Source organism: Bacteroidota bacterium, from assembly GCA_016714535.1.
In the GTDB taxonomy this organism is placed as follows: domain Bacteria; phylum Bacteroidota; class Bacteroidia; order AKYH767-A; family OLB10; genus JADKFV01.
The window spans coordinates 561,992-581,906 of the sequence record JADKDR010000001.1 but is presented as its reverse complement, the minus strand read 5'-3'; the positions used below and the strand labels follow the sequence as shown (position 1 = coordinate 581,906).

The 19,915-nt window shown below is 38.7% G+C and carries 24 protein-coding genes and 1 pseudogene; 16 read left to right on the top strand and 9 right to left on the bottom strand.

Going from position 1 to position 19,915, the window contains the following annotated elements; genetic code table 11:
- Window positions 1-75: 75 nt before the first annotated feature.
- The 8 genes from IPO27_02375 (at window position 76) to IPO27_02340 (ending at window position 6,482) form a co-directional block, all read left to right on the top strand.
- Window positions 76-999, top strand: coding sequence for a glycosyltransferase family 2 protein (locus tag IPO27_02375; protein ID MBK8845448.1), 924 nt, complete (start codon window positions 76-78; stop codon window positions 997-999).
- Window positions 996-1,682: a GNAT family N-acetyltransferase gene (locus IPO27_02370; GenBank protein MBK8845447.1), complete on the top strand. Its 687-nt coding sequence runs from the start codon at window positions 996-998 to the stop codon at window positions 1,680-1,682. Before IPO27_02375 ends, IPO27_02370 begins: the two co-directional genes overlap by 4 nt.
- Before the next feature lie 4 nt (window positions 1,683-1,686).
- Complete coding sequence (gene rffA / locus IPO27_02365; protein MBK8845446.1) at window positions 1,687-2,811, top strand: dTDP-4-amino-4,6-dideoxygalactose transaminase; 1,125 nt, start codon at window positions 1,687-1,689, stop codon at window positions 2,809-2,811.
- Window positions 2,812-2,831: 20 nt separating this feature from the next.
- Complete coding sequence (locus IPO27_02360; protein MBK8845445.1) at window positions 2,832-3,137, top strand: hypothetical protein; 306 nt, start codon at window positions 2,832-2,834, stop codon at window positions 3,135-3,137.
- Window positions 3,047-3,703: a DUF3473 domain-containing protein gene (locus tag IPO27_02355; protein ID MBK8845444.1), complete on the top strand. Its 657-nt coding sequence runs from the start codon at window positions 3,047-3,049 to the stop codon at window positions 3,701-3,703. Before IPO27_02360 ends, IPO27_02355 begins: the two co-directional genes overlap by 91 nt.
- Window positions 3,651-4,748, top strand: a complete 1,098-nt coding sequence (locus IPO27_02350; GenBank protein ID MBK8845443.1) for a GNAT family N-acetyltransferase — start codon at window positions 3,651-3,653, stop codon at window positions 4,746-4,748. Before IPO27_02355 ends, IPO27_02350 begins: the two co-directional genes overlap by 53 nt.
- A gap of 226 nt (window positions 4,749-4,974) precedes the next feature.
- Window positions 4,975-5,889, top strand: coding sequence for a hypothetical protein (locus IPO27_02345; GenBank protein MBK8845442.1), 915 nt, complete (start codon window positions 4,975-4,977; stop codon window positions 5,887-5,889).
- Window positions 5,886-6,482 (top strand): hypothetical protein, encoded by a 597-nt coding sequence (locus IPO27_02340; protein ID MBK8845441.1) that lies wholly within the window; start codon window positions 5,886-5,888, stop codon window positions 6,480-6,482. The genes IPO27_02345 and IPO27_02340 overlap by 4 nt, the downstream gene beginning before the upstream one ends.
- A 153-nt stretch (window positions 6,483-6,635) precedes the next feature.
- On the opposite strand, the gene IPO27_02335 is transcribed toward IPO27_02340, so the two are convergent.
- The 6 genes and pseudogenes from IPO27_02335 to mgtE form a co-directional block, all read right to left on the bottom strand.
- The gene (locus tag IPO27_02335) at window positions 6,636-6,830 is read right to left on the bottom strand and encodes a T9SS type A sorting domain-containing protein (protein ID MBK8845440.1); all 195 of its coding nucleotides are present in this window, start codon (window positions 6,828-6,830) and stop codon (window positions 6,636-6,638) included.
- 21 nt (window positions 6,831-6,851) lie between these two features.
- A complete protein-coding gene (locus tag IPO27_02330) occupies window positions 6,852-7,223 on the bottom strand; it encodes a hypothetical protein (GenBank protein ID MBK8845439.1) in 372 nt (123 codons plus the stop codon).
- Between the two features lie 3 nt (window positions 7,224-7,226).
- Window positions 7,227-7,670 carry a hypothetical protein gene (locus IPO27_02325; GenBank protein ID MBK8845438.1) on the bottom strand — a complete coding sequence of 148 codons (444 nt, stop codon included), beginning with the start codon at window positions 7,668-7,670 and terminating at the stop codon, window positions 7,227-7,229.
- Between the two features lie 207 nt (window positions 7,671-7,877).
- Window positions 7,878-8,033 (bottom strand): hypothetical protein, encoded by a 156-nt coding sequence (locus IPO27_02320; GenBank protein ID MBK8845437.1) that lies wholly within the window; start codon window positions 8,031-8,033, stop codon window positions 7,878-7,880.
- Between the two features lie 203 nt (window positions 8,034-8,236).
- The gene (locus IPO27_02315; GenBank protein MBK8845436.1) at window positions 8,237-8,395 is read right to left on the bottom strand and encodes a hypothetical protein; all 159 of its coding nucleotides are present in this window, start codon (window positions 8,393-8,395) and stop codon (window positions 8,237-8,239) included.
- Between the two features lie 195 nt (window positions 8,396-8,590).
- Window positions 8,591-9,872 (bottom strand): annotated as a pseudogene (mgtE, locus tag IPO27_02310) (magnesium transporter).
- A 303-nt stretch (window positions 9,873-10,175) separates the two neighbouring features.
- Between mgtE and IPO27_02305 the strand changes: the two are divergent.
- The 5 genes from IPO27_02305 to IPO27_02285 all read left to right on the top strand — a co-directional run bounded on the left by IPO27_02305 (window position 10,176) and on the right by IPO27_02285 (window position 15,497).
- Entirely contained in the window at window positions 10,176-10,757 is a 582-nt protein-coding gene (locus tag IPO27_02305; GenBank protein ID MBK8845435.1) for a glycosyltransferase, read from the top strand.
- Window positions 10,706-11,359 (top strand): glycosyltransferase, encoded by a 654-nt coding sequence (locus tag IPO27_02300; GenBank protein MBK8845434.1) that lies wholly within the window; start codon window positions 10,706-10,708, stop codon window positions 11,357-11,359. Before IPO27_02305 ends, IPO27_02300 begins: the two co-directional genes overlap by 52 nt.
- A gap of 5 nt (window positions 11,360-11,364) precedes the next feature.
- On the top strand, window positions 11,365-12,162 hold the full coding sequence (locus tag IPO27_02295) for a glycosyltransferase (GenBank protein ID MBK8845433.1): 798 nt from the start codon (window positions 11,365-11,367) through the stop codon (window positions 12,160-12,162).
- The gene (locus IPO27_02290) at window positions 12,128-12,586 is read left to right on the top strand and encodes a hypothetical protein (GenBank protein MBK8845432.1); all 459 of its coding nucleotides are present in this window, start codon (window positions 12,128-12,130) and stop codon (window positions 12,584-12,586) included. Before IPO27_02295 ends, IPO27_02290 begins: the two co-directional genes overlap by 35 nt.
- A gap of 115 nt (window positions 12,587-12,701) precedes the next feature.
- On the top strand, window positions 12,702-15,497 hold the full coding sequence (locus IPO27_02285; GenBank protein MBK8845431.1) for a S8 family peptidase: 2,796 nt from the start codon (window positions 12,702-12,704) through the stop codon (window positions 15,495-15,497).
- A gap of 13 nt (window positions 15,498-15,510) precedes the next feature.
- Here IPO27_02285 and IPO27_02280 read toward each other — a convergent pair whose 3' ends face one another.
- From IPO27_02280 to IPO27_02270, 3 genes are all read right to left on the bottom strand, one after another.
- Window positions 15,511-16,173 (bottom strand): nitroreductase family protein, encoded by a 663-nt coding sequence (locus IPO27_02280; GenBank protein ID MBK8845430.1) that lies wholly within the window; start codon window positions 16,171-16,173, stop codon window positions 15,511-15,513.
- A gap of 111 nt (window positions 16,174-16,284) precedes the next feature.
- Window positions 16,285-17,310: a threonine aldolase gene (locus tag IPO27_02275; GenBank protein MBK8845429.1), complete on the bottom strand. Its 1,026-nt coding sequence runs from the start codon at window positions 17,308-17,310 to the stop codon at window positions 16,285-16,287.
- Window positions 17,311-17,352: 42 nt separating this feature from the next.
- A complete protein-coding gene (locus IPO27_02270; protein MBK8845428.1) occupies window positions 17,353-18,048 on the bottom strand; it encodes a L,D-transpeptidase family protein in 696 nt (231 codons plus the stop codon).
- Between the two features lie 83 nt (window positions 18,049-18,131).
- Here IPO27_02270 and IPO27_02265 point away from each other — a divergent pair, with 83 nt between their 5' ends.
- Genes IPO27_02265 through IPO27_02255 form a run of 3 tightly spaced genes read left to right on the top strand, consistent with a single transcriptional unit; the run spans window position 18,132 to window position 19,914 of the window.
- Complete coding sequence (locus IPO27_02265; GenBank protein MBK8845427.1) at window positions 18,132-18,902, top strand: polyphosphate polymerase domain-containing protein; 771 nt, start codon at window positions 18,132-18,134, stop codon at window positions 18,900-18,902.
- Between the two features lie 3 nt (window positions 18,903-18,905).
- A complete protein-coding gene (locus IPO27_02260; GenBank protein MBK8845426.1) occupies window positions 18,906-19,487 on the top strand; it encodes a DUF4956 domain-containing protein in 582 nt (193 codons plus the stop codon).
- A 52-nt stretch (window positions 19,488-19,539) separates the two neighbouring features.
- Complete coding sequence (locus IPO27_02255; GenBank protein MBK8845425.1) at window positions 19,540-19,914, top strand: nucleoside triphosphate pyrophosphohydrolase family protein; 375 nt, start codon at window positions 19,540-19,542, stop codon at window positions 19,912-19,914.
- Window position 19,915: the final 1 nt, after the last annotated feature.

Below are 19,915 nucleotides of genomic sequence, written 5' to 3'. Positions count from 1 at the left end.
CACACTGATTTATCCATTTGAGTTATTTATGCATTTATTTAGCTTTGCACATCCGAAAATAAATGTCTTCCCAGTATGATGCTTTCTGTAGTTACTGCGGTATATAATGCCGAATCAATTGTTGATACATTGGTTGATGAACTTATCAAGCATATTACTCCCGTATTTGATTCGTTCGAAATTATACTGGTAGATGACTTTAGCCTCGACAACAGTTGGGAGAAAATAGAAACATTGAGTGAGCGCTTCCCTGTTGTTAAGGGGATAAAACTTAGCCGCAATTTTGGACAGCACTATGCTCTTACAGCCGGCCTCGATCATGCTAAGGGCGATTGGGTTGTGGTAATGGATTGCGACTTGCAGGATCATCCTTCCGAAATTCCAAAAATGTATGCCATAGCTAACCAAGGTTATCATATGGTAGTAGCAAGCCGCCAAAACCGGAAAGACTCATTTGATAAGCGTTTTTTTTCTTACCTCTTCTGGAAAGTATTATCCTACTTTACCGATTCAAAAATAAACGGAACAGTCGCTAATTTTGGAATATATCATCGCAAGGTGATAAATGCGATTTGCAGCATGCGCGAACAAAATCGTTTTTTCCCTACCATGATTAACTGGGTAGGCTTCAAGAGAGGCACCATGATGGTGGAGCATAATAAACGGCACAGCGGCAAATCAAATTATACCATGAAAAAGCTTTTAAAATTAGCAACAGACATCATCCTTGTTAATTCAGATAAGGTAGTTATGCTTTTTGTAAAATTAGGATTAGTTATATTCCTATTGTCAATTGCTGTTGGCGTATTTTATTTGGTTCAGAAAATTTTAGACCGCACCACCGTATTAGGATTTACAAGCATAATGATCTCTGTCTGGGTACTAGGAGGTTTAATCATATTTATTCTCGGTATTATAGGATTATATATAGGCAAGGTATTTGAAGGCGTTAAAGGACGTCCGGTTTACATTATTGAGAAAACTTCCAACACAGCATGATTGACATAGCCACGTGGGATTCCGATTTTTTTAACCTTCGAGTGGGTATTGTTCATCCCGGGAAGTTTCAATTGGAAAAGTTTCAGCAAGAAAAAAATAATTTTGATTTAATTTATATCAGCGAACATTCAGGAAACGCAAAAATGATTTCCGAGATTGAAAGATTGAATATAAAGTCTCTTGATGTAAAGCTGATATACTCCAAGCATGTGACAGTGCAGCCGATGCAGGAAAATATTATGCAATATCAACTTACTTATGTAAATACCAAGTTGCATGAACTATCGCTTGAGTCAGGTATTTATTCGCGATTTAGAAATGACCCGCGCATGGGATACGAAACCTTTGCACGCATGTACACGCGTTGGATTGAACGATCGGTAAATCGTGAAATTGCTGACATTATATACATACATGGTAGTCATGATGCAATAAATGGATTTGTAACAGTGGCTCGTAATAGCGATTGTTGTCAAATTGGGCTTATAGCTGTAGATGATACCATGCGAGGCAAAGGAGTTGCACAAGCGCTTATAGCTTGCTGCGAAAATTATACAACAGACCAACAACTTTCTTATTTGAAAGTTGCTACACAACTTGCTAATAAATCTGCTTGCAACCTCTATACCCGCTGTGGTTTTGTTATTGAAAGTAGCACAAATATTTATCATTATTGGAATTGAGAAAATGAAAATACCATTCAACAAGCCATTCATTATAGGCAACGAAATACAATACATTGCTGATGCCGTTGCTCGAGGAAAAATTTCGGGAGATGGACATTATAGTAATCTATGTCAGAATTTTTTTGAGGAAAAATATGGATTTAAAAAATGCCTGTTAACTACCTCATGCACCGATGCGCTCGAAATGACAGCGATACTTGCAGATATAAAAGAGGGAGACGAAGTAATTATGCCTTCCTACACTTTTGTAAGTACCTCCAATGCATTTGTACTAAGAGGGGCAAAATTAAAATTTGTAGATAGTCGTCCCGATCATCCTGGCATGGACGAAAGCAAAATTGCAGCGCTTATCACACCAAGCACCAAAGCCATTGTAGTAGTGCACTATGCAGGTGTAGCATGCAATATGGATTTGATATATTCACTTATTGAAGGAAAAAATATTCTCATTATTGAAGATGCTGCACAATGCATTGATAGTTATTATAAATCGCAGCCACTTGGTGGCATTGGGCACCTGGCAGCATTTTCTTTTCACGAAACTAAAAATATTATTTCGGGCGAAGGAGGTATGTTGGTTATAAACGATGAGACGCTAATAGAACGTGCCGAAATTATCAGAGAAAAGGGAACCAATCGTGCTAAGTTTTTTCGTGGGCAGGTTGATAAATATAATTGGGTAGATATTGGCTCCAGTTTTTTACCTTCCGAAATTATAGCTGCATTTCTGTATGCGCAGTTGCAAAATATTGAAACCATTCAAAAGAAACGGACTATGATTTGGGAAAAATATCATGCAGTATTCAGTGGATTGAAGGACAAAGTGCAATTGCCTGCGTTGCCTGACTTTGCTACTAATAATGCCCACATGTATTATATGGTATGTCGTAATCTGGATGAGCGCCAGGCGCTCATCGCACACCTTAAGGCCAACGATGTGTATGCAGCATTTCATTATCAATCGTTACACAAAAGCCCTTATTACCTGCAGCATGCTGAAGATATAAGCTTACCGCATTGCGAGCACTACAGCGATTGCCTGGTGCGATTGCCGTTTTATTTTGAACTATCCAATGCCGATCAGGAGCATATTATTAATGCGATTATTTCATTTTATAATAAGTAAATCTTAGATATCCTTATACAATGAATAGTGTATTTGATAAAGCTGTTTTCTCTATTGATCTCGAAGATTGGTATCAGGGCATAGAGTTGCCTTATGCTGATTGGGGAAAATATGAAAAGCGAATAGAAAAAGGTTTTTATGCCATTTTTAATTTACTCGAAAAATACCAGACCAAAGCTACCTGGTTTACGCTCGGTTGGGTAGCCGACCATTATCCACAATTAATAAAAAAGAGTTGCATCAGGCAGGACATGAACTGGGCTCGCATACGTACAAGCATGAAAAGGTTTATGACCAAACTCCTGCACAATTTCGTGAAGAAGTAAAACGAACCCGCCATGCCATTGAAAATATTACCGGAAAAAAAATAGTTACTCATCGCTCACCTTTTTTTTCAATTACTTCAAAAAGTTTGTGGGCTCTTGATGTGCTTGCCGAAGAAGGTTTTGCGATCGACTGTAGTATATCTCCCATTAAAACATGGCGATATGGAATTGCTACTTGCCCCGATACCATTTTTAAAATAAAAGAGAATAACCTCATTGAATTTCCAGTTTCGCGATTTAAATTTTTGCATAAGCAACTAGGAATTGGCGGTGCTTATTTTCGTTTGTTCCCATACAGCTTTACCGGCAATTCGCTAAGGCAAAGGCAACACGATAAGCTTCCTAATATGTTTTATATACATCCCTGGGAGTACGACCCGCTGCATCCAAGTGTAGGATTAAACTGGAAATCAAAAATTACGCATTATACCAATCTGTCAACCACACTTGCTCGTACCGAAAGAATGCTTAACGAGTTCAAGTTTGTAACAGTTTCTGATTATATCGACCAATATGCCAAACAGCAGCCCATCATCACCATCCCCGTTGCAAATTTGCAAGATTGATCTTAGCAAAAATCAGCAGGAGTTGGTTGACTACGTTCAGCGTGTGTTGAGCGAAACAGATTCGCACAAGTCAAGCATTATGAATAGTGGTTTTTGGAATTGGCAGTATGCGCAATCTCCCGGACAGCATTCCTGCGTTTATGTTGCTTATTCCGAAAATAAAATTGCAGGATATTATCATGTTCCCGTGTATGCAGGTTTCGTAGATAAAAAGCCCGCCCTGCTTGCGATGATACAGGATGTAGCTGTAGATGCTAATTTACGCGGGCAGGGGCTGTTTAGAAAACTGGCAACCTTTGCCAACAACGATATTGATGCGCAGCAAATTGCAGCTTGTTATACTTTTCCCAACACAAAAAGTATTCATACTTTTTTAAAATATAATGCCTTTGCCATTACCAAAACCTTTGCAACGTATATGATGCCTGTTAACACAGGACTGATACTAAGAAAGAAACTAAAAATTCCCCTGTTGAGTGAATGGGCCGGTACCCTAGTTGATTTTTTTTTAGCACCTGCTAAAAAAGGCAATACCCAAAACATCCGATTGATTAAGGAGTTTGATGCAGAAGTGGAAAAATTATTTTCCAGTTATTGCGAACGTTTTCACAACTACACTTCACGCAGTATCGAATTTTTAAAGTGGCGCTACATGCAACGACCATCCTCGTTATATTTTTCGTTGGGATATTACCATCAGGAGCAACTTACTGCCATTGCCATTTTTAAGTTTGACTACATGTTTGATGTGCCGGTACTATTACTTATGGATTATGCCTTTACCGACTCCAACCAACTTATGCAATTAATAAGCAGTGCAGCACTGTACAGCAAGGATTATACAAATGAAAAAATAGCCTTTGTTTTTACAACTTGTTGTGATGTTAATTTTGAAAAGGCAAATAAAGGTAAGTTTATACGTATTCCGGAAAAATTAAATCCTCGTAAGCTCAATATGCTTACGCGCAATGTAAGTAGCAAAAGCGAAAGTATAAGTCAAGCTAATAAATGGTTTGCTACATTGGGCGATTGGGATGTGTTTTAATACATTGGTAGTGATAGTAGCTTTGTTATTACAAAGGCTGCAGTGCAGCAAGCAAAACCATGTGTAACGATTTTCTTTGACAAAAAATTTATACAGGATGTTTTAATTATTAGTAATATTGAATCGCTTTCATGGTGAAATGCATGGAAGCGTTATTCAGATTGATGCATGTAAAGTGCAGTATTTCTATCGTAATTTTTTGTTTGTATAATTTAGTAATCAAATAATGCCATCCTATCCAGAGCTAAACAAGTTGCGTGCGGTTTCATTCACCTTTGATGCCCAAAGCTTAGATAAAAAGATAGAATATCTTTTGCTTGCAAACAGGAATATGATAGAGCATCCTGAGTTTGTTAAGCAGTATTCAGAACTTTTGCTATTTCATTTAGAATATCCACAAAACAAAAAAGTATTTATGCTTGCTATTCATGGAGTGGTTTGTATCACCAATGTATTAAGAAGCAACAAGCAGCTTTGTGGTAAATTGAAGGATACTTGTTTGCCTTACACCTCGTTCACCACCAAGTATACGCATGACTTAATAAGTTGGCTTAATCAGCAACCTGAATGCGCCTTGTGTATCGATAGCTTTGGCGATAACAAGGTTTCGTTATACCATTGGTTGGGTGCTTGCATAAATAAATTTGGCAAGAATCATTTAGCTGTTGCAACCTTGCCTGAAGATAGCTTGATGCAACTGGAACCTCGCAAGGAACGACAATTGTCGTTCTTACTAAGAGAAGTGGCACGATTAGATAATCAACCCGAAGTAAAAGATCTGCTATGGAGCAATTTAAAAATCTGGATTTCTATTACTTCAAAAGCAAAAGATTTCTCATTGCTTTTCAACCGGATTGAAAAGTCAAAAACATTTTATAACTCCGTTTTATTAAAGACGTTCGATTATCAGCAGCTGTATGAAGCACCGCTGCCGCCTGCAAGTAAACTCACAAATGCTAAAGCGTTAGACTTGCAAAAGGTGATACGTTATTCTCTTACATTAACCTTTCGCGAAACCGATCCTGCAACTTACTTCGATATAAGGTCGTTGCAGTATTTTAAATTCCACTATTTAAAAATGGTTATCCTGTTTCGTATGGTGGTTCGTGGATATTTGGCAATTATGCGCGCTTCGGAATGAATATTTTTTCACCATACAGAGGTGGGGAGTCAGGTTATATTCTGTGTCAGATAATAAGAACGTACAAGTATTGTTTTAGGTTGGAACATATAGCAGTTGACCCTTATATGTTTGGCAAGGGAAACCCTGAAGGAATAGACACCGGAGCCTTTTGGTTTTATTTTAAGTTTGGATTCAGGCATGTGGATAAGCAATTGAATAAAATGGCCAATGTTGAGTTTAAGAAAATTAAGGCAAATAAATTATACAGAACTCCACGTAAAACTCTGATTGAGTTTGCCACAGGTGACATTGAAATAAGTTGGACCAATGAGAGGCACATCAAGCGTGCCCAAATTTTAGAAAACGTGGAAGCGATAATAAAAGCAAAACATCAGGGTAATTATAACAAAGCCCTCGATGCATCCCGCCTCTTATTTAAGAATAAAAGGTTGATGGCATACGCGGCCTTTGCCGAATGGGCATTGTTTGCAAGCGCCTTTCATTGCAAGAGAAAGCAGCTTGAAGAGCTTTCAAAAATTATCAGCGAAAAACAAAAAAACGTTTACCGATACAATACAAAGCTTATTCATTTCCTTAAAAGTATTTCTTAATAAGGCTCTTGGCAATTGGAAAATAATACATATCAGCAAGCGCATCAAACGCAAGCCCCTTAAAGGGTTTGGGGTGTATTGGCTTTGAAATGTGTCACCTCTCGCCTTAGCACAGTTCTCTGTTTTTTACCCCTCCCATATTAACTCTAAATGTTATTGCGAGTCAATGACCATAACACGTTTACAAGTATTAATCCCTTTGCCTGTAATACGCAACATATACACTCCTGTTGACAAGTGCGGCAAATCCCATCGCAACGAGGCAAAGTGACCATACAACATGCGTTGGTCTATGCGGTTGCCCATCATATCGTACAACACAGCCATTGCTGATGTATGCTGCGGCAAAGTATAGTTGATATAGAACCATCACATAGCCGGATTAGGGCTAATGCGTAAATCCTGCAACACTGCAGTAGGTGTTACCCCAAGGCCTAAGCTATCGCATACACTACCCAACACAGGGCCTAAATCATAATTAGCCCAATTGGGGCAAGAACGTTGATTAAGCTTAAGCAAGGGCAACCCATGCTGTTGTACATCACAAGCAAGTCCAAGGCTATCCGGTTGGTTTATCACATTCATAGCTTTGTAATATGCCTGTGTAATTACATACAATTTATTATCCGCAGCTAAAAGCTGCATGTAGAATGTATTCATTGCTGGTGAGCTTTGCAGTATCAAAATATCAGTATGAGCAACATGTATTTTAGTTGTTCCCATATTGGTAGAATCTTCCAAATTCTATTGATATAAATCGAGCCAAGTGAATACATACATGAATTTATTATTTGATGAAAACCCAACCCCGCCAAATTGCATGGTTAGCATAGTATCATGTATTGGATTGCTAAACATGCCGGTGCAGCGGTCAAATTGCATAACAACTACTCCGGTAGTTGCATCTGCTCGTGCATACCAGTTGCCATCGTTGCTAAAATTGCTTTGCCCTGACCATGAGGTAGTGTCAAACACAGGGCCTATCTGCTGTTCACTTACCATCATGGTATCGGGCGTTACCAATATTTTATAGTATTTGTTTGTAAAGGATTCATTGCAAACAATCCACCAATCTCGGCCATTAGCATGTTTTACTCCGGTAAGGTAGCCACCTAAGGTATCATATACAATATCTTTTCTACAAGTTACTACATCGCCAAGTCCACCATTACCATCCATATCTACCACATGATAAAATAGCTATGAACCTCCTATAATTTTAGTATAATCGGCCCCTGTTTGAAATAGAATATATTTGTGGGGTCTTCCAGGATGCGGTATTACGAAAAATCCTTGCGATGCTTGAATTCAGGCACCAATCCATACTGAATCCTTATAGACAATTGGATTGCAAAGAATGGAATCGCAACCGGATATCTGGTAATGCTGGCGGTTCTATAAAAATATCCCATTCGAGTAAAACAACAATTCTCCTGTACTGTCACTCATGTAGCCTGTTGTCCACCCAAAACCTAAAATAGTTGGTATTGGCGTTTGTATCGGAGTTCCGAAACTATAATCGATTATAGTTGACCCGCACACAGGTATCATTTTGGTCCATAACCGTAAATAACGTTAGCTTTCATACCTTGTCCCGAAACCGCAAAGCACTTCGTAAACAGAATAATAATAATAAACCTTCCCATTACTTTGTAATATTTAGTTTATGCGAGTGTGTTTTGCCGCTGCCGCGCACAATTTGTATTATATATATTCCATTTGACCATGAAGCTGCATTTACAGGGCATTGTGATTTAATAATGTTTATTGAAAATAGAAGTAAAAAAATTAAAATTTACGGGGGGGGCAATTAATAAGCTTTTTTTCTTTCGAAAAAATTTTTTAACATTGTTTGATAAAAAAGGCTGGGAATTTTCTTCTGCAAGCTGTCGCAATGTGATTTGATTTTCCATTGGATTTAATTTTTTTAATGTTTGGTAACCCTTATAACTTTTAGGCAATTACAATATAAACGAAAATTATTTTTTATGTACAAGCTATTTTTAAAAAATAAAATAGTCGATCTATATTAGGAATTTAATAAGGATGATAAAAACGTTCACCTAACGTAAAAGTATTTGCCAAGATAAATGAGGTAAAAAAATAGCTTACAACAAGCTGCCTTTTAGCAAAAGCATGGCAATGCTAAAATAAATCATAAGGCCTGTTACATCAACCAAAGTTGCCACAAAAGGATTGCTCGATGTAGCTAAATCAATACCAAGCCTCTTTAATAATAGCATCGAATAAATAAATCCGAGCAAATCCAACCACTCCTAAAATAGTACCTAAGGCTAGCCCTGATATAATTTCCCGTTTCATTATTCGATACCAATCATGAATGGTTACCTCTCCCAGTGCCATAGCACGTATAATAAGTGTGCTTGCCTGCGAACCACTGTTACCACCACTTGATACGATAAGCGGAACAAATAGCATAAGCACAAGTGCTTTCGAAATTTCGTGCTCATAATATTTCATGGCACTTGCTGTAAATAATTCGCCTATAAAAAGAACGATTAACCACACGGCACGTTTACGTATCATGAGTGGCAATGGAGTATCCATGTAAGGGTCTTCTAGTGCTTCTACCGCACCTATTTTTTGTATATCTTCGGTATCCTCATCTTCGGCAAGTTGCAATACATCATCTATAGTTACTATACCAAGTAATAAACCCATAGCATCGGTTACAGGCAAAGCAATACGGTTATGTTGCTTAAAGGCGCTAATGGTAGTTTCTTCGTCATCCGTAACATTTAGAGCGGCAAATTTGCCATCGAGCAAGGTGCCTATAATCACGTCTGTTTGAGCTAGCAATACTTCGCGTACACGAATGTCGTCTATCAACTTTCCCTTATCATCAACCACATATAGCACATTGAGGGTTTCTTTGTCTTCACCGTTTTCACGAATAAAATCAAGCGCTATTTGTACCGTCCACTCGGGCTTAATAGCAATATAATCGGGTGTCATTAAACGGCCAATAGAATTTTCAGGATAGCCCAACAACTGAAGTGCTACCGCCCGTTCCTTTACCGTAAGCAGTTTTAAAAGGCTATTGATTTGGTCAGCCGAAAGTTCTTCGAGCAATGCTGTGCGCTTATCAGCCGACATGTCATTCAATATGAGCTGCAATTGCCTGTTGGGAAGCTCGTCTACTAAAATTTCCTGTGTGCTTATTTCCAGGTTTTCAAATGTCTGATAGGCCGTTTCGCGATCCATGCATCTGAACAGCAATACTTGCTCATGGGTATAAAATATGGGTATAATATCAATCAACTCATGCACCGATAGGTTTTCGATGACATTGGTAATACCAGCTTTATCTCTGCTGTACAGCAATTCAGAAAGAGGTATGAGAACTTGATGGTCTACATTTTGCAGCATTGAAGTAACACAAATTACACAAGGGTAAGAAGTGTGGTACAAAAGTAGAATTTCAATTTCAAAAAGCCACAATCACAAATAATTAATATGACGCCTTGCATGCCCTTAGGCTATTGTCAGTATTTAAAGTTATGGTGTTGTTTTTATTATTTTAATAAAAAAAAGTTGCGATACTTGTCGAAAATATCAATGGCTTATTCAACCTGGTTTTGAGAAATGCGAATTGGAGTGTTTTTTCACAGGAATAGAAGATGGTAACATTTATTTTACACGTGTATTTGAATTTGTTTAGCAAACTTCCTTATGCCTAAAGTATTGCGTATTATCAATAGACTTAACCTGGGTGGCCCTACCTATAATGTAGGGTACCTGTCTAAATACCTTGCTCCTGAGTTTGAAACCCTTCTTGTAAGCGGCATGCGCGATGAATCTGAAGGAAGTAGTGAGCATATTATTGATACCTTAGGTATAAAAGCGCAATATATCAACTGCATGCGCAGGGAGATAAGTTTGGTAGATGATGTGAAATCATACTATGAAATAAAAAAAATTATCAATCAGTTTAAGCCCGACATTGTACACACGCATATGGCTAAACCAGGAGCGGTAGGCCGCTTAGCCGCTATTAATTGCAAGGTACCTGTGGTGCTTCACACCTTTCACGGACACTATTTTCACTCTTATTTTTCTCCATTAAAAACCAAAATATTCCAGCACATAGAACAGTATCTGGCACGCAAAACATCGGGTATTATTGCCATCAGTTCTGAACAACAAAAGGAACTCTCGCAAGATTTCAAAATAGCCCCTCCCGAAAAAACTTTGTTGTCCCTTTGGGTTTCGATCTTTCACGTTTTTCTATCGATACCCTTAGTAAGCGGGTAGCTTTCAGACAAAAATTTGGAATACAGGACGATGAAATAGCCGTTGGAATTATTGGCAGATTGGTGCCCATTAAAAATCATGGTTTGTTTTTAAGAGCCATTAGTGATGTTTTAAAAAACACATCGCAAAAAGTTAGGGCAATAATAATTGGCGATGGCGAGAACAAGCAAGAAGTAATTGATTTGTGTTTTAGGTTTAAATTACCATACAGTACAGCTAACTTTCAGGAGGAGAATCACCCAATTGTTTTTACCTCCTGGATATTGAATGTGGACGAAGCCCTTGCAGGACTTGATATTGTTGCGCTTACTTCCCTCAACGAGGGTACTCCTGTAAGCCTCATCGAAGCACAGGCTGCCGGCAAGCCAATTGTAACCACTGATGTAGGCGGTGTACGCGATGTGGTAATAGAAAACAAAACCGCTTTGCTGAGTCCAATTTCGCAGCCACAAAAGTTTGCCGACAACCTCCTCTCACTTGTTAACGATGAGGCTATACGTTCAAACATGTGTCAGATTGGACAAGCTCATGTAAACGAGAAGTTTCATTACACCCGTTTAGTCCAAAATATGAGAACCTTGTATCACCAATTACTTACCTGATTTTTATGGCCAATGTCCTTTACCTATCGTACGATGGCATGACCGACCAGTTGGGACAGTCGCAGGTGTTGCCTTATTTGGTGGGTTTAAGTAAATTGGATTTTCGTTTTCATTTAATCAGCTTCGAAAAGCAGGAGCATTTTTCCAAATCTAAAAGTATTATTGAACGCATTTGTGCCGATGCACAAATTACCTGGCATCCATTGGTATATCATAAGTGGCCTCCCGTTATTTCAACTATGTACGATATTAGGGTGATGACAAAAAAATGTTTTCAGCTACACCAGCTTTATAATTTTAAAATTGTTCACTGTCGCAGTTACATCACTCCCTTTGCAGGCCAAGCATTGAAGAAACACTTTGCGGTAAAATTTATTTTTGACATGCGCGGCTTTTATGCAGACGAACGGGTTGATGGACATATTTGGAATCAAAACAACCCCATCTTCAAGTGGGTTTACAATTATTTTAAGCGTGCCGAAAAAAATTTTCTGAAAAATGCAGACCATATCATCAGTCTCACTTCTAAAGCTGAAAAAATAATTCAATCTTGGAGTTTGAAGAACGAAAAATTGCCCATCACCGTAATACCCTGTTGTGCCGATTTAAGTTTATTTGATTATCATAAAATAACAGAAGAATCGAAAACTGCACTCAGGAAAAAATTAGGTATCAGCATGGATGCTAACGTTATAATTTATTTAGGTGCAATTGGATCCTGGTACATGCTTGACGAAATGCTTGACTTTTTAACGCTTATCAACAAAAATGCCCAACGCAAAATTCTTAGTTGTAACCAATGACTTACCTGAACCTATTTTAGAAAAAGCTGCTTTAAAAAATATTGCTGGTGGCGATATTATAATTACTTCGGCACCGCGAGCGCAGGTACCCGTGCATATTGCTGTTTCTGATAGTGCTCTTTTTTTTATAAAGCCTGTTTTTAGTAAATCAGCTTCTTCGCCTACCAAGCAGGGCGAAATTATGGGTATGGGCGTGCCGATTATTTGCAATAATGGAATAGGAGATACCGATGAAATAATCCTTGATAGTAATGCCGGAGTGTTAATTGATAGATTTGATAGCGGCCAATACGATAAGGCGATAGCGGCTTTAGCAGCTACTAAGTTCGAAAAGGAAAAAATTCGCCAGGGTGCTCAGAAGTATTATTCACTTGATAAAGGGGTAGCTTTGTACCATTCGATTTATGCTGCATTAGTAAATTAAACTAGGGTTATTTTGCTGTAGGACCTTAGATTTTTTTAATAAATTTATTAAAGCATAAAAATCCAACAATATTACTACTTTCACGCCTCATAAATTTTAAAATTATCATAAGCAAATGAAACAATTTTTCACGTTGATATTCGCAGGAATGGTTTGTGCTGCCAGTGCCCAGCAGAAGATTGCCTTAAAACGGGATTTTAGTTTAAATGAATCTGCCCCTTACGAACCGGGAGTGTTGATAGTTAAACTTAAGCCTGCCCATAGAAACCTGATGGTGAATGGCAAGGTGCAGCACCCAGCACTGTCGGCAGTGATGAATACACTAAAGGCTGCTTCAATCAATCGTATCTTTCCACTTGCTACCCCTCCTGCAACCTTGCGCAATGCGCAAGGAAATGAGTTAGTAGATTTATCATTGATGTACCAAATTTCTTGTAACGGTACTAATATACCTTTCGCTATTAAACAATTGCAAAAAACATGTTTATTTGAATATGTTGAGCCTAAGTATATCATGCAAACATTTTATACACCCAACGATCCAAGCCTAGGACAATGCTACCACCTGGGTAAGATAAATGCCTATACTGCATGGGATACGCAAAAGGGAGACACCAATGTGGTAATAGGAATTGTAGATAGCGGCACCGATTGGGATCATCCTGATCTTGCTCCCAATTTAAAATTAAATTGGGCCGACCCAATTAATGGTGTTGATGATGATAACGATGGATATATAGATAACTTCCGTGGATGGGATATTAGCGAGAATGACAATAATCCCGTAGTTGATAATAGCTCGCATGGATCGCACGTTTCAGGATGCGCAGCAGCTGCTACCGACAATAACATAGGTGTGGCAGGCACTGGTTTTAACTGTAAGTTTTTGCCCATAAAAGCTTCAAAGCAAGCAAGTACAACCCAAATTGATAATGGTTACGAAGCCATTGTATATGCTGCCGATCATGGTTGTGATATAATTAATTGTTCATGGGGAGGAGCGGGTGGCAGCACCTTTGGTCAAGATGTGATTAATTATGCCACCTTTAATCAGGATGCATTGGTAGTGGTATCTGCCGGCAACACAAGTACAGAGCAAGATATTTATCCCGGTGCGTATGAAAATGTACTCGCTGTTGCTGCCACAGGCTCTTCGGATGCACGCGCATCGTACTCAACTTTTGGCTATTGGGTAGATGTTTGTGCTCCAGGCACCAATGTGTATTCTACCTATTACAATAATACGTATTCAAATCAGTCAGGTACAAGTATGTCTTCGCCTGTTACTGCCGGTGCTGCAGCCATTGTGAAGTCGCAGTTCCCTGCCTATACTGCCAAGCAGGTAGGTGAGCGTATCCGTATGACAAGCGATTATGTTTACAATCTTCCTCAAAACATCAATATCATGAATAAGATTGGCAAAGGAAGAGTGAATATGGGCAATGCCATTAGTGCTGCTACTCCTGCAGTACGATTCGAAAATATTTTACTCACTGATAATAATGATAACACATTTGTGATAGGCGATACCATCAATGTTACCGGTATACTGCGCAACTATCTCGACCCAACGGTAAATTTATCAGTTACGATGAGTTCCACATCAACTGCTGTCACTGTATTGAACAGTACAGTTTCTCCGGGAGTAATTAATACGCTCGATAGTTTTGATGTTTCGCCAACTCCCTATAGTTTATATGTAAAACCCAATGCACCAAAAAACACGAAGGTAATTTTGAAATTTACGTTTACCGATGGCACCTATGACGACTGGCAATATATTACCCTTACTGTAAACGTTGATTATATTAATGTAATGGTTAATCAAACCTGGACTACCATTAGCAGCCGCGGCCGCATTGGTTATAATAACGATAATCAGGTGGAAGGGCTAGGTTTTGTTTATAAGCAAGATGATAATTTGATGTATGAAAGTGCATTGATGATTGGGCGCAGCACCTCCTCTGTGTCTGATGAGTTTCGTGGCACATCCGGTAGTCCAAATGATGATGATTTTGTTTCGCAAGTGACTGTGCAGAAAGTACCAAATGTTCTTTCCGATTTTGATTTGTATGGCAAGTTTAATGACAATGCAGCAGTGCCACAAATAAAGGTGGATGTTACCCATAAGGCATTCGCATGGGACGATGCCGGCTTTGATAAGTTTGTAATAGTTGAATATACCATTACCAATAAAAATACTACATCACTTAGTAATATCTATGCAGGTATAGCTACCGACTGGGATATTCAAACCTACGCCAACAACAAGTCAGCCGAAGATCAAAACCTCAAGATGGGATATTCATGGTGTACCGATGCCGGAGGATTGTTTGCCGGCACCAAGTTGCTTACTACTGGTAGTTTCAAGCATTATGCGCTTGATAATATCAATGGAGGCGGGGGAGGAATTGACATTGCTAATGGCTATAGCACCAGCGAAAAATACACATCACTTTCGACCAACCGTGCCACCGCAGGTGGTACCGGTACAGGTAATGATGTTATTGATGTAGTTAGTAGCGGGCCATTTACCATACCAGTTGGCGATAGTATAAAGGTTGCTTTTGCATTGCTGGCCGGTGATAGTCTTGGCGATCTGCTTGCCAATGCTCTTGCTGCTCAGATTAAATATGATGGTATCATATCAGCAGGAATTTATGATGGCACAGGGCAGGTGACGTCCATCCGCGTTTTTCCAAATCCTACCAAGGATAGATTGTATATTGCAAGCGAAGAAAAAATTGTAACGATAACCGTATATGATGTAGCAGGCAAGTTGATTGCTGCATTGCCGTCAAATGGCAGCGCATTGCAGATTGTTGACCTAACCACATTGCCACTGGGAGTTTATGCGGTAAAAACAGAAACCAAAACGGCTGTGCAGATTACGCGTGTATTGAAACAATGATACTAGCGCATCATTAATCATAATAACAAATTACTTCACTGCCCGGTTTGCGTTGCAAATCGGGCACTGTTGTTTTTTCTACAGGGTAGCCAATGGGAATAAGTAAAAAGGGTTTTTCGTTTTTTGGGCGATTAAGAAGGTTGCTCAAAAAATTCATGGGGCTTGGCGTGTGCGTTAAGGCAACCAATCCGCAATAGTGAATGGCTTCAAGCAAAAATCCACAAGCTATGCCAATGCTTTCGTTTACATAATAATTTAATCCGTTTTTGCCTTCGTTAAGGTGGTATGTTTGTTTGAAAACAATAATCAGAGCAGGGGCAATTTCAAGAAAAGGTTTATGCCAGTCGGTGCCAAGTACGGCAAGGTCCTTCAGCCATTCTGCACTCATGCGGCCATGATAGCTTTTATACTCTTCTTCTTCGGCAGCTACACGAATTTGTTTTTTTAGTTCAGTATTGGTAACCACACAAAAGGTCCAAGGTTGCTTATGCGCACCCGATGGAGCGGTTGATGCTGCCATGATAATATTTTCAAGCACCTCTTTTTCAATTGGCTGGTTACTAAACTCGCGAACGGTTCTACGCTTATCCATGTATTCAAAATGTGAACGACTACGCTCAAGCGTTTCGGTAGCTGTATAGGTTTCTTTTTGGTAAGGAATAAATTTTGGTTCCATTTATGGTTGGGGTTTGGTGACTCTTTTTTTTCGTGACCAGTTCGCTTTTACAGCGAGTCTATTCAGCAGGACTTAGCGTTTTTTACTTGAAGTACCCGGTATAATTTATTTTTATTTATTGGTGAGTCCGGTTAATGTAGCAATTGTATAATCAACCATGCTCTGGTTGATATCAAGATGCAAAACCATACGTAGTAGTTGCTTTCCAAAAGGCACGGTTAAAATCCCTTTCGATTTTAATAGCTCTAGTATATCATGGCTTGCTATTTCGTCTTTTATTTTAAATACAATAATGTTCGATTCAACCGGCATTATGCTTTCTGTAAAATAACAAGCACTTAGTGCTTTGGCAATAGCTTGTGCACGTTGATGATCTTCGGCCAGTCTAACTACATTATGTTGAAGTGCATATAAGCCTGCTGCGGCCAGAAATCCTGCCTGACGCATACCGCCACCAAATACCTTGCGTAGTCGTCTCGCCTTGTTTATGGTTTCGGCATTTCCAAGTAATAAGCTGCCCACGGGTGCTCCTAGTCCTTTGGAAAGGCATACAGATAGGGTATCCACACAATCTCCAATTTGGGCAGCAGTATATTGGCTGGCAACAATAGCATTAAATATGCGCGCACCATCTAGATGTAACTTTAGGTTATTAGCACTGCATACCGCTTTTATTGCTTTCAACTCATCCATTGTGTAACAACTGCCTCCTCCTTTATTGCTTGTATTTTCAACCACAACCAGGCTCGTAATGGGATAATGCACATTATCGGGATTAATGCTATCAACAATTTGCAAAGCACTTATTTTTCCATAATCACCCTGAAGTAATTTTACACTTACACCTGAGTTAAAGGCCATTCCTCCACCTTCATATAAATATACATGCGAGTGCTCGTGGCAGATCACTTCTTGTGCGGGTTGTGTATGCACTTTTATAGCAATTTGATTTGCCATAGTACCCGATGGACAAAATAGGGCAGCTTCTTTTTCGAATAGTCTGGCTGTATGGTGTTGTAGTTCGTGTATCGTTGGGTCTTCATCAAATACATCATCGCCCACCTTTGCCTTCTTCATGAATTCGAGCATGGTCGCATTTGGTTGGGTTAGGGTATCGCTACGTAAGTCAACTATCATTGCTTTTTTATTTAATGCAAATTAAGTTGATTATTGTATTTCTTACAGTGTTTTATTTTTTTCAAATTGAAAATAGCTGCCTTCAAGTTGGTTCCAAAAGTTGATATAATTTTTGTTGCCTTTATAAGTTGACTTTAATTTAGAATAAGCATCGGTATTCATATAGCAAGGATAAATATGTACTGGGATATTTTGTTGCCCATTGTTTTTTGTAATAACGCACATCATGTATAACAGTTCAATGCCTTCATTGCCCAATGGTACGCAACCTATGGTAACACATTCCCCATGTATAAAAATATCGCCTCCGGCATTCAGTCCTTTGCTTCGCTGCTTATCCTCATGGTTGGGATAATTTATCTTTAGCGACAAATGGAAATTACTTTGATGATTAAAAAGATTGATGCGATAGTGGCCTTCGGGAGTCTGCCTATCACCTTGCTTTAGCTTATAGCCCACCGTACCTGAAGAGGCACATACGTCCACTTTTTCGAAAAGCTTAAATGTTACTTCGCCCTTATTGCGAACATATATCTCCAGTATTTCTTCTTGCTTCAATACTCGTATAAAAACTTCCATTTTCGATTCCTTAATGTTCAACTCCGAAAGTTTTGAGATCAAGGATTTATGCGGCTTGGCAAAAGGTGCTTTTACCCTGCTGTATTTTTTTTGCTCCGAAATAAAATTCTGAGCCGATGCCAGACTAATGGCAAAATGAAGCAAGAACAAAATTATCATTGCTTTAAAGCCTACTTTTAATTTTACGGTAAAATGCATGTCACAAATATTTATACTTTTGGCAACGTTTTTTATAAAGGTACATGAACAAAGAAAGTCTAATCAGAAAACTTCTGGAAATTTTTGAGCCCATCTCGCTAGAGAAAATGGACAGGGTGGCCTTGCTTGACCGCACCGATACCAAGTATGTACTTAACGAAAATATTCTTCAAAATATTTTGCCTGAACTAGCTAAGTATTACTATGTGCTGGATATTGACAATTGCCGATGTTTCGATTATCAAAGCCTTTATTTTGATAGCCCGGAGCTTAAATTTTTTTATGAGCACCACTGCGGCTTAGCTAACCGATATAAAATCCGTTATCGTAAGTATGTGCAGAGTAATCTTCATTTTTTTGAAATAAAATTTAAAAACAATAAAGGGCGTACCATAAAAAAACGTGTTATGACTGATGGGATAGGCGCTAATCTTGGCGAAAAAGAAATAAACCTCCTTAGTAGCCTTACTCCATATAAAGCAAGCGAGCTTCAACCATCAGCCAAAATTGACTATGCACGCATGACACTTATTTCGAAGAACATGGATGAGCGTGTTACCATCGATGTTAATCTGGAGGCCGGGCTTGATAACGGAATGAAACCTGCCGAGCACCTGGTTATTGTTGAAGTAAAGCAAGCAAAATTTAATTACAGTTCGCCTGTAAACCGAATGCTAAAGCTGCGGCATTACCTGCCCGCTTCGCTTAGCAAATATTGCTGGGCCATTATGAGCATACACCCGAATATTAAAAAGAATAATTTCAAAATGCAGATACATTACATGAATAAAGTTATTAATAAAATAAATTTTTAATCGATGAATATTGAATTGCTTGACAAGGTTAGCGATAAGTTTTTTATCCGACTGCTGATTGACCTGATTTCTGTGGTGGTACTAATCCGCTTCGTTTATTTTCCGATCCACAAAAAGAAGGATTACTTTTTTACGTACTTTGTTTTCAACATCATCATATTTATGATGACCTCTTTTATGAATAAGAGTGAATTCAGCACCGGAGCAGCATTCGGTCTATTTGCTGTTTTTTCGCTGTTACGCTATCGTACCGAGAATATTTCCGAAAAGGACATGACCTATCTCTTTATTGTAATTGCTATGGGGCTTATAAGTTCGGTATTAAAGGGTACTTATTTTGAATCGGGTCTCATCATGGGAATAATTATTCTGACAGCGTACTTGTTGGATGGCAGCATTTTAATAAAAAATGAGAAGTTTCAGCTTATTCAATATGAGTTGATTGAAAATATTAAACCCGGTAATCGCGAAAAACTTATTGCCGACCTGAATGAGCGCACAGGGCTCAACATTCATAAAATTGCTATTGAAGAAATCGACTTTTTGCGCGACCGTGCTTTTTTAAAAGTTTACTACTATGAATAACCTATATTAATAAGGAAATAAGATGACTGCAGAACAAACCTTATTGGATACGATGCATAAAGTGCTCGATTTTCATCGAGTATTCGGGCTGGGGTATTTTGAAACTCCTGAAGCACAATTAAGTGAAAAAGTAATAGCATTGCGGCACCGCCTTATGCAGGAAGAAAATGATGAGTACCTGGAGGCCGCTCAAGAAGGCAATCTTGAACTCATTGCCGATGCCTTAGGCGACAAACTTTATATCTTATGCGGTACCATTATTGCTCACGGACTGCAACATAAAATAGTTGAAGTTTTTAATGAGATTCATCGAAGTAACATGAGCAAGCTTGATAGCAACGGTAAGCCCATTTACCGCGATGACGGAAAAATAATGAAGTCAGAAAATTATTTTCTGCCTGACATAAAAAAGGTGTTAGCGCCCTAAA

Excerpts from the sequence above, each read along its gene's own strand:
- IPO27_02375 (MBK8845448.1), top strand. The coding sequence starts at position 76 with ATGATGCTTTCTGTAGTTACTGCGGTATATAATGCCGAATCAATTGTT.
- IPO27_02370 (MBK8845447.1), top strand. The coding sequence starts at position 996 with ATGATTGACATAGCCACGTGGGATTCCGATTTTTTTAACCTTCGAGTG.
- rffA (MBK8845446.1), top strand. The coding sequence starts at position 1,687 with ATGAAAATACCATTCAACAAGCCATTCATTATAGGCAACGAAATACAA.
- IPO27_02360 (MBK8845445.1), top strand. The coding sequence starts at position 2,832 with ATGAATAGTGTATTTGATAAAGCTGTTTTCTCTATTGATCTCGAAGAT.
- IPO27_02350 (MBK8845443.1), top strand. The coding sequence starts at position 3,651 with ATGCCAAACAGCAGCCCATCATCACCATCCCCGTTGCAAATTTGCAAG.
- IPO27_02345 (MBK8845442.1), top strand. The coding sequence starts at position 4,975 with ATGCCATCCTATCCAGAGCTAAACAAGTTGCGTGCGGTTTCATTCACC.
- IPO27_02340 (MBK8845441.1), top strand. The coding sequence starts at position 5,886 with ATGAATATTTTTTCACCATACAGAGGTGGGGAGTCAGGTTATATTCTG.
- IPO27_02320 (MBK8845437.1), bottom strand. The coding sequence starts at position 8,033 with ATGATACCTGTGTGCGGGTCAACTATAATCGATTATAGTTTCGGAACT.
- IPO27_02315 (MBK8845436.1), bottom strand. The coding sequence starts at position 8,395 with ATGGAAAATCAAATCACATTGCGACAGCTTGCAGAAGAAAATTCCCAG.
- IPO27_02305 (MBK8845435.1), top strand. The coding sequence starts at position 10,176 with ATGCCTAAAGTATTGCGTATTATCAATAGACTTAACCTGGGTGGCCCT.
- IPO27_02295 (MBK8845433.1), top strand. The coding sequence starts at position 11,365 with ATGGCCAATGTCCTTTACCTATCGTACGATGGCATGACCGACCAGTTG.
- IPO27_02290 (MBK8845432.1), top strand. The coding sequence starts at position 12,128 with ATGCCCAACGCAAAATTCTTAGTTGTAACCAATGACTTACCTGAACCT.
- IPO27_02285 (MBK8845431.1), top strand. The coding sequence starts at position 12,702 with ATGAAACAATTTTTCACGTTGATATTCGCAGGAATGGTTTGTGCTGCC.
- IPO27_02280 (MBK8845430.1), bottom strand. The coding sequence starts at position 16,173 with ATGGAACCAAAATTTATTCCTTACCAAAAAGAAACCTATACAGCTACC.
- IPO27_02275 (MBK8845429.1), bottom strand. The coding sequence starts at position 17,310 with ATGATAGTTGACTTACGTAGCGATACCCTAACCCAACCAAATGCGACC.
- IPO27_02270 (MBK8845428.1), bottom strand. The coding sequence starts at position 18,048 with ATGATAATTTTGTTCTTGCTTCATTTTGCCATTAGTCTGGCATCGGCT.
- IPO27_02265 (MBK8845427.1), top strand. The coding sequence starts at position 18,132 with ATGAACAAAGAAAGTCTAATCAGAAAACTTCTGGAAATTTTTGAGCCC.
- IPO27_02260 (MBK8845426.1), top strand. The coding sequence starts at position 18,906 with ATGAATATTGAATTGCTTGACAAGGTTAGCGATAAGTTTTTTATCCGA.
- IPO27_02255 (MBK8845425.1), top strand. The coding sequence starts at position 19,540 with ATGCATAAAGTGCTCGATTTTCATCGAGTATTCGGGCTGGGGTATTTT.